The organism is Kluyvera sp. Awk 3 (assembly GCF_028069715.1).
Classification (GTDB): Bacteria; Pseudomonadota; Gammaproteobacteria; order Enterobacterales; family Enterobacteriaceae; genus Kluyvera; species Kluyvera georgiana_A.
The window spans coordinates 1-7,560 of record NZ_JANEWH010000184.1 but is presented as its reverse complement, the minus strand read 5'-3'; the positions used below and the strand labels follow the sequence as shown (position 1 = coordinate 7,560).

General features: G+C 55.4%; 6 protein-coding genes and 1 tRNA gene. 2 read left to right on the top strand and 5 right to left on the bottom strand.

The genetic code is table 11. The features are described 5' to 3' along the window. The first annotated feature begins 34 nt into the window (after nt 1-34). Nucleotides 35-1,603, top strand: coding sequence for an MFS transporter (locus NNN71_RS22680; protein ID WP_167575558.1), 1,569 nt, complete (start codon nt 35-37; stop codon nt 1,601-1,603). Nucleotides 1,604-1,624: 21 nt separating this feature from the next. Here the strand turns inward: NNN71_RS22680 and mrdA are convergent, their stop codons facing one another. From mrdA to NNN71_RS22660, 4 genes are all read right to left on the bottom strand, one after another. Beyond that, nucleotides 1,625-3,496: a penicillin-binding protein 2 gene (gene mrdA / locus NNN71_RS22675; protein ID WP_163449510.1), complete on the bottom strand. Its 1,872-nt coding sequence runs from the start codon at nt 3,494-3,496 to the stop codon at nt 1,625-1,627. A gap of 429 nt (nt 3,497-3,925) precedes the next feature. After that, nucleotides 3,926-4,013, bottom strand: a tRNA-Ser gene (locus NNN71_RS22670). A 145-nt stretch (nt 4,014-4,158) separates the two neighbouring features. Next, entirely contained in the window at nt 4,159-4,836 is a 678-nt protein-coding gene (locus tag NNN71_RS22665; RefSeq protein ID WP_163447956.1) for an isochorismatase family protein, read from the bottom strand. 18 nt (nt 4,837-4,854) lie between these two features. Continuing rightward, a complete protein-coding gene (locus tag NNN71_RS22660) occupies nt 4,855-5,715 on the bottom strand; it encodes a pirin family protein (RefSeq protein ID WP_167575559.1) in 861 nt (286 codons plus the stop codon). 114 nt (nt 5,716-5,829) lie between these two features. Between NNN71_RS22660 and NNN71_RS22655 the strand changes: the two genes are divergently transcribed. Next, nucleotides 5,830-6,735 (top strand): LysR family transcriptional regulator, encoded by a 906-nt coding sequence (locus NNN71_RS22655; RefSeq protein WP_271459392.1) that lies wholly within the window; start codon nt 5,830-5,832, stop codon nt 6,733-6,735. A gap of 29 nt (nt 6,736-6,764) precedes the next feature. Here the strand turns inward: NNN71_RS22655 and NNN71_RS22650 are convergent, their stop codons facing one another. Continuing rightward, nucleotides 6,765-7,496, bottom strand: coding sequence for a MerR family transcriptional regulator (locus NNN71_RS22650; RefSeq protein WP_167575561.1), 732 nt, complete (start codon nt 7,494-7,496; stop codon nt 6,765-6,767). Between the last annotated feature and the right edge of the window lie 64 nt (nt 7,497-7,560).

Here is a 7,560-nt window from a genome sequence, read left to right as displayed (position 1 = left end):
GTTTCAAAATAATAAAACACGAGGTTTATTTTTCATGGCAAGAAATACGGCTTCAGCCCCCCACGGGCTGCAGGGAAGACCTGTCAATCTGCGCCATCAATTGGCATACGGAGGCGGAAACCTCTTAGGTAGCGGCGCGCTGGCGATCAGCGGCGCGTGGCTGTTGTACTTCTACACCACCTTCTGCGGACTGACGTTAATCGAAGCCGCGTTTATTTTCTCCGTCGCCAGCGTCATTGACGCCATCAGTAACCCACTGATGGGTTACCTCACCGATAACTTCGGCAAAACGCGCCTCGGTAAGCGCTTTGGCCGCCGCCGCTTCTTCCTGCTGATCGGCATTCCGCTGATGATGTTCTACCCGTTGCTGTGGGTGGAAGGGCTGAGTTTCTGGTACTACCTGTGCACCTATGTGATGTTCGAGATTATTTATACCTCCGTCATGGTGCCGTATGAAACATTAGCCACCGAAATGACCGACGACTTCGCGCTGCGCTCGAAGCTGACAGGCTATAAAGCGATTTTCGGCAAACTGGCCAACTTCCTCGCCGCCTTTATTCCGGGGCAGTTCATTCTGCTGTACGGCAAAGATTCAGCGACCCCGTTCTTCCTGACTGGCTTAACCTACGGCGTTATCCTGATCGCGGCGGTGGCCTGCCTGTGGTACAACAGCTGGGAACGTCCGCGCGAAGAAGAGACGGAAGTGCAGGCGAAAACCGGTTTGCTGAATACGCTGCTGTCGTTGGCGAAAGATATGCGCTCAACCTTCTATCTGCGCGTATTCCGTAAGCATCTGGGCATGTACCTGTGCGGCTTTGGCGCCGAGTGGCTGTTTGCCTCCATTTTTACCTACTTTGTTATTTTCGTTCTCCAGCACGATCCGGCGATGGTTGCCGGGCTGAACAGCCTTAACTCTATTCTGCAGCTGATCTCTACGGCGCTGTTTATCGGCCTGTGCGTGAAAAAAGGCTTCAGCAAGCCGTACATTATTGCGTTGAGCATCGTTATCTTCGCCGTGTTGCTCTATACCTCGCTGTGGTTCTTCCATCTGCCGGTGCATCTGGCGACCATTCTGATGTTCGGCATCACGATCATTTTCGGCCTGGGGACCGGCGGCGTGTACTACATTCCGTGGACCGTTTACACCTTCCTCGCGGACGTTGATGAAGTCTATACTGGCCGTCGCCGTGAGGGCATCTATGCCGGCGCGATGACCTTCTCCGGCAAGATTCTGCGTTCGATTATCGTGTTTGTGATGGGGGCCATCCTCAGTTACTACGGCTTCCAGTCAAAAGCCCACGTGCAGCCGGAAAGTGCAGTTAACGCGATTGCGGTGGTGTTCTGCGGCGGTGTAGCGTTGCTGGCGCTGATGGCGATTGTCTTCAGTAAACAGATGAAGCTGGATCGCGAAACGCACAAAGTGGTGTTGCAGGAAGTCGCGCGTATTAAAGCAGGCGGCAAGCTTGAGGATATCACCCCGGAAGTCCGTGCGGTGGTGGAAGATCTGGTAGGGCACCGCTACGAAGAGTGCTGGGGCAATAGTCCGCTGTTTAAAAACGACGACGCCCCTGTTGTTGTGGAAGCGGTTTCCGCCGGGCGCTAAGGCACCCGACGTTCATGCCTCTTACCCCTGGGACGGCGGCTGCGGCTGACCGTTCTGGGGGGCAAAAAGATGGTCGAGGATTTGGCGCATTACCGGCGCCGCGACCACGCCGTCACTCCCCCCATTTTCCAGCACCAGCGCCACGGCCACCTGTGGATTTTTATACGGCGCAAAGGCGGTATAAAAAATATGGTCGCGCAGGCGCGTTGGAATCATCTTCGCGTTATAGGTCTGGTTCTCCTTCAGGCTGAATACCTGAGAGGTGCCGCTTTTAGCCGCAATACCGTACGGCGCGGTGTGGAAGAATTTGTAGCCGGTGCCGTTGGGTGCATTCGCCATGCCGAACATCGCCTGGCGTACCAGATTCCAGTAAGGTGAAGAGGCGCTGGCAATCTGCGTTTCATTTTTGGGTTCCCGATAGGGTGTCACCGTGTTGCCGGACTCCTCATCCTTCAGCAGGTGAGGGGGAATGACGCGACCATTATTGAGCAGCGCCACCATCGCTTTCACCATTTGAATTGGCGTGGCTATCCAGTAGCCCTGCCCGATGCCGACTGAGATCGTATCCCCCTGATACCACGCTTTTTTATGCACCCGCTCTTTCCAGCTGCGGCTAGGCAACAGACCGTTGTACTCTTCATCAAGATCGATGCCGGTGGGCTTGCCGTAGCCGAACTGGCTGAGCATATTATGAATGCGGTCGATACCCATCATATACGCCACCTGATAAAAGAAGGTGTCGGCAGACTCTTCAATCGCTTTGGTCACGTCGAGCATACCGTGACCGGTTTTCTTCCAGTCGCGGTAATGGCGCTGAGTCCCCGGCAGGGTCCAGGTCGGCGCGCCGAAGAAGCTGGTTTGTGGGCTAATTACGCCGTCGAGCAGCGCCGACATCGCCATATAAGGTTTGACGGTTGAGGCGGGCGGGTACAACCCTTGGGTCACGCGGTTAATCAGCGGCAGATCCTTATCCTGCAACAGCGTGTTGTAGTCCTGATAGCTGATACCTTTGACGAAGGGGTTGGGGTCATAGCTTGGGTTAGAGACCATCGCCAACACGGAGCCGTCGTGCGGATCCTCCACCAGTACGGCGGCGCGTTGGCCAACCAGCAGGCTCTCAATATACTCTTGTAGATGCAGATCCAGCGTGAGGTGAATATCTTTACCCGCCACCGGCGGCACGTCTTTTAACAGACGAACGATACGCCCGTGGTTATCCACTTCCACTTCCTGATAGCCGGTTTTTCCGTGCAGCTCGTTTTCGTAATAACGCTCGATACCCTGCTTACCAATGTTGTGGTCGGCGGCATAGTTCTCGGCAATCCCTTCTTTATCCAGCGTTTTGAGATCGGTATCGTTGATTTTCGACACGTAGCCCAGCACGTGCGCTAATTCGGCACCATACGGATACTGACGGTCCTCATAACTGTCTATGGTCACGCCGCTGAAACGGAACTGATTCACGGAGAAACGGGCAATTTCGACGTCGGTCAGCGCGTTTTTCAGCACTACCGGGCGATAGCGGCTGCTCGATTTTAATGCCTTGTGGAATTGCTCGATATCATCTGGCGTCAGGTCGACAAGGGGCGTCAACTGGCGCAGCAGGGCATCCATATTACTGACTTTATAGGGCGTAACAGAAATATCATACCAGGTCACGTTTTTGACCAGCGGAATACCGTTGCGATCGTAGATGATGCCGCGCGTCGGCGCGACCGGCAGCATTTTGATGTCGTTGGCGTCCGAACGGGTGGTGTAGTAGTCGTGTTCATCAACCTGGAGATGATACAGGTTGAAAATCAATATGCTAAAGCAGATGACGACCAGGCCAAAGGCCACTAGCGCGCGACGCAGAAAGAGTTTTCTCTCCGCTTCATAATCTCGAAATGTCATGAACGGTACCCAGTGTATAAGCCGCCTAATGATACGGAGCGGTTACTGGCATGACAGGCAAAAAATGTACCATCCCTCCTGGAAATGTGTCATTCCTTGTGTTTTGTAACAAATTGCGCGGGAGATGGGGAATAAGGCCAAAAAAACGGTCGTTGTAGATGAATGCTTCTTTAGATATGGAGTGGGAAGGCGTGCAACATGCGAAAAAAAAGCCCGTACTTGCGTACGAGCTCATTCTTAAAAATGGCGGTGAGGGGGGATTGACTCGCTTCGCTCGCCCCTTCGGGGCAGCCCGTTCGCTGCGCGCCCGGTCTGTCCAACTGGCTTTCGCCAGTTGTCGAACCCCGGTCGGGGGTTCTCATCCCCCTGCAGGCGTGCAACATGCGAAAAAAAAAAGCCCGTACTTTCGTACGAGCTCTTCTTAAAATATGGCGGTGAGGGGGGGATTCGAACCCCCGATACGTTGCCGTATACACACTTTCCAGGCGTGCTCCTTCAGCCACTCGGACACCTCACCATATTGTTTCGCTGCTCACCGTAGGTGGTCAACGGGGCGCTACTATAGGGAGTTGACCTGAAACGGTCAAGCATAATTTATGCATTCTTTTCCGTTCGGTTAAGCATTGAGCACTCCCCCGCGAAAAACAGCGGGGGAGTGGCGATTAGCGCTGGGAATCAAGCTGTTCGCTATTCTTCACCACATCCTGCGCTTTCGTGTAGCTTTCGATAAGCAGCTGATAGGCCGGGAAGACTTTGGTGTAAATCTCGGCCCATTCGGCGGCGTCCGGACGGTTCCAGGTCCGCTGCAGCTCGGAAGCGACGGCTGCGGTATCCATCGGTACGACACCGGCCTGGACCACACGGGCGAGCGTGATTTCCTGCGCCATTTTGCTGTAGGTGCCGGAGGCATCGATCACCGCAAACACCTTATAACCGTCAGCGACGGCGGCAATCGCCGGGAACGCCATGCAGACGCTGGTGATGGTGCCGGCGATAATCAACGTTTTACGGCCGGTCGCTTTTACCGCTGCGACGAACTCCGGGTTATCCCAGGCGTTGATTTCGCCTTTACGCGCGATGTATTGCGCATGCGGCGCGTTTTCATGAATTTCCGGAATCAAGGGGCCATTTGGCCCTTGTGGTACGGAAGCGGTGGTGATCACCGGCAGCCCGGCAAGCGTCGCCATCTTCGCCAGCGCCGCGGCACGTGCGCGCAGCTCAGGCATTGGCATATCGCCAACCGTTTGGAACAGACCGCTTTGATGGTCAATTAACAGCATTGCGGTATCATTCACATCAATAACCGGACGTGCACCGTTGAAATTAGCGGGAGTAGACATTCCTTTCACCTCTGTTGTTTATATTTGACCAAAGCGGCCGGAGTTAAAATCGCGTACAGCTTCAGCGATTTCGGTTTGACTGTTCATTACGAAAGGGCCGTAACCAACAATCGGTTCATTAATAGGTTCGCCAGCGAGTACCAGCACTTTCGCATCGCTGTTGGCGTGCAGATGCACACGTTCACCCTGATGGCTGAATACCACCAGTTGCGCTTCCTGCACGGTGCTTTCACCGTTGACCGTGACGCTGCCTTCCAGTACCACCAGCGCGGTGCTCCAGCCATCGGGCTGCGTGAAGGTGGTCTCTTTATTTTGTTTAAGCTGCATATCCCAGACGTTAAGCGCTGAGAAGGTGCGGGCCGGACCCGTGGCGTCGGCGTAACGTCCGGCGATCGCCCGCAGCGATCCGCTGTCGTCTGGCAAATCGACCACAGGAATGGCTGCGGCTTCAATGCTCTGATAGCCCGGCGCAGTCATTTTGTCTTTTGCCGGCAGGTTGACCCACAGCTGAATCATCTTCAGTTCGCCACCGCGATTGGCAAACGCCGCCGAGTGAAACTCCTGATGCAGAATTCCCGCGCCTGCCGTCATCCACTGTACGTCGCCTGGGCCAATAACCCCGCCTTTACCGGTGGAGTCACGGTGTTCCACTTCGCCGGCGTAGACGATAGTGACCGTCTCAAAACCACGGTGCGGATGCTCGCCGACGCCGCGCTTTGCGCCATCTGCCGGGAAGCTGTGCGGCCCGGCGTAGTCGAGCAGTAAAAATGGGCTCAGGCTTTCGCCGTGCGACTGATACGAAAAGAGCGAACGTACCGGGAAGCCATCGCCCACCCAGTGCGGACGTGGCGCGGTATAAACACCTGTAATCTTTTTCATCTGTTTCTCCTGGGGAGTGAGCGTTGATGTGGATTAGCTTATATTCAGGATTAAATTCCCGGTAGATGGCAAAAATGGCCTACACTGTTGCAAAAATAGAACAATGGAGTGGATATGCAGGATCTCAATGATTTCGCGTGGTTTGTCCGCGTGGTCGATCACGGCGGTTTCGCGGCGGCGGGTAGGGCGCTGGATATCCCCAAATCGAAACTCAGTCGCCGTATTGCCCAGCTGGAAGAACAGCTCGGCGTACGTTTGATTCATCGCACGACCCGGCAGTTTACGGTGACCGAGGTCGGCCAGACCTTTTATCAGCACTGTAAAGCGATGCTGATTGAAGCAGAGGCGGCACAGGAGGCAATTGCGGTGCTACAGGCTGAACCGCGCGGCAGCGTCAGGTTGACCTGTCCGGTTACACTGCTGCATGTTCACGTCGGTCCGATGCTGGCGCGCTTTATGATGCGCTATCCCGGCATACAGATTCAGCTTGAAGCCACCAATCGGCGGGTTGATCTCGTGGCGGAGGGCATCGATGTGGCGATTCGCGTTCGACCCAGGCCTTTTGACGATAGCGATCTGGTCATGCGTGTGCTGGCCGATCGCGGACACTGCCTGGTGGCTAGCCCGTCGCTGGTGGCGTCCTTGGGTAAACCCCGCTCGCCGGATGAGCTCAGCCGCTGGCCGGGGCTGAGTATGGCGGCCGGAAAGCATGTTCATAAGTGGTTACTCGGTGGGCCGGAAGGAGCAAAAGCGGAGGTCCATTTCACGCCGCGCCTGATTACTGGCGATATGCTGGCGCTGCGCGAAGCCGCTGTTGCGGGGGTTGGCGTAGTGCAACTGCCGATCCTGATGGCCCGAGAGCAGTTGGCAGCTGGCACGCTGGTTCGTGTACTGGACGACTGGGAGCCGAAACGCGAGGTGATTCACGCGGTATTTCCTTCACGCAGAGGGCTATTGCCAGCCGTGCGGGCGCTGGTGGATTTTCTCAGTGAAGAGTATGCGCAGATGACTGAGGAGTAATTTACCGTCGGCAGTCTGCCACCGGTAAATCATACATGGTGAAAAATCAGGGAATAACCTTGCTCGCGCCAGTGCTGTAATAGCTCCTGTTGCCGACGGGTTGGCGTGATGCCGGTCCAGACAATCAGCTGCTGTCCGGGAAACAGCTCCGGGCGAGGAGATTCCTGGGGTTCAGCGAGCACGGCAATATGCCAGCCTTGCTGAGACAGACGCCAGGCTTCAAGCCAGAGACGGGTGCGGTCTTCGGTATCCCAGCCGATAAGCAGTGCATCTTTCCCTGCTTTTTTACGCGCTTCGGCGAGGCAGGAACAGACAAACTCAATCAGAACACCGTCAAGCAGGCTACACATGATGCGCGCGGTATTTTGATCGAGGCTGATGCGCTGGCGGACGGGGATAAAAACGTGGTCGATCAGGTCGCCAGAAGCGTGTTCGCGGCTCAGAGCGCGGATTTTAGCCCGCAGTTTGGCGGGATGCGCAAAGCGAAGCGCCGCCATCATTTCTTCCTGCAGCGTCAACCAGTCGTCGTGGGCCGTGACCTTACTTTGTTCCAGCAGGGCTTTCACTTTGCCCACCGGTACGCCGTTCTTAATCCAGCGTTTTATCTCTTCGATACGCTGGATGTCCTCCTCGTCAAACTGGCGATGCCCACCTTCACTTCTTTGGGGTTTCAACAACCCATAGCGACGTTGCCAGGCTCGTAGGGTGACAGGGTTGATACCACATCGTTCGGCGACATCGCCTATGCTGTAAAATCCCATTCAGCCCTCATCTCTAAGCTTGTACGTCTCGTGAAATAATTACGTATCGGTACCAATTGTACAA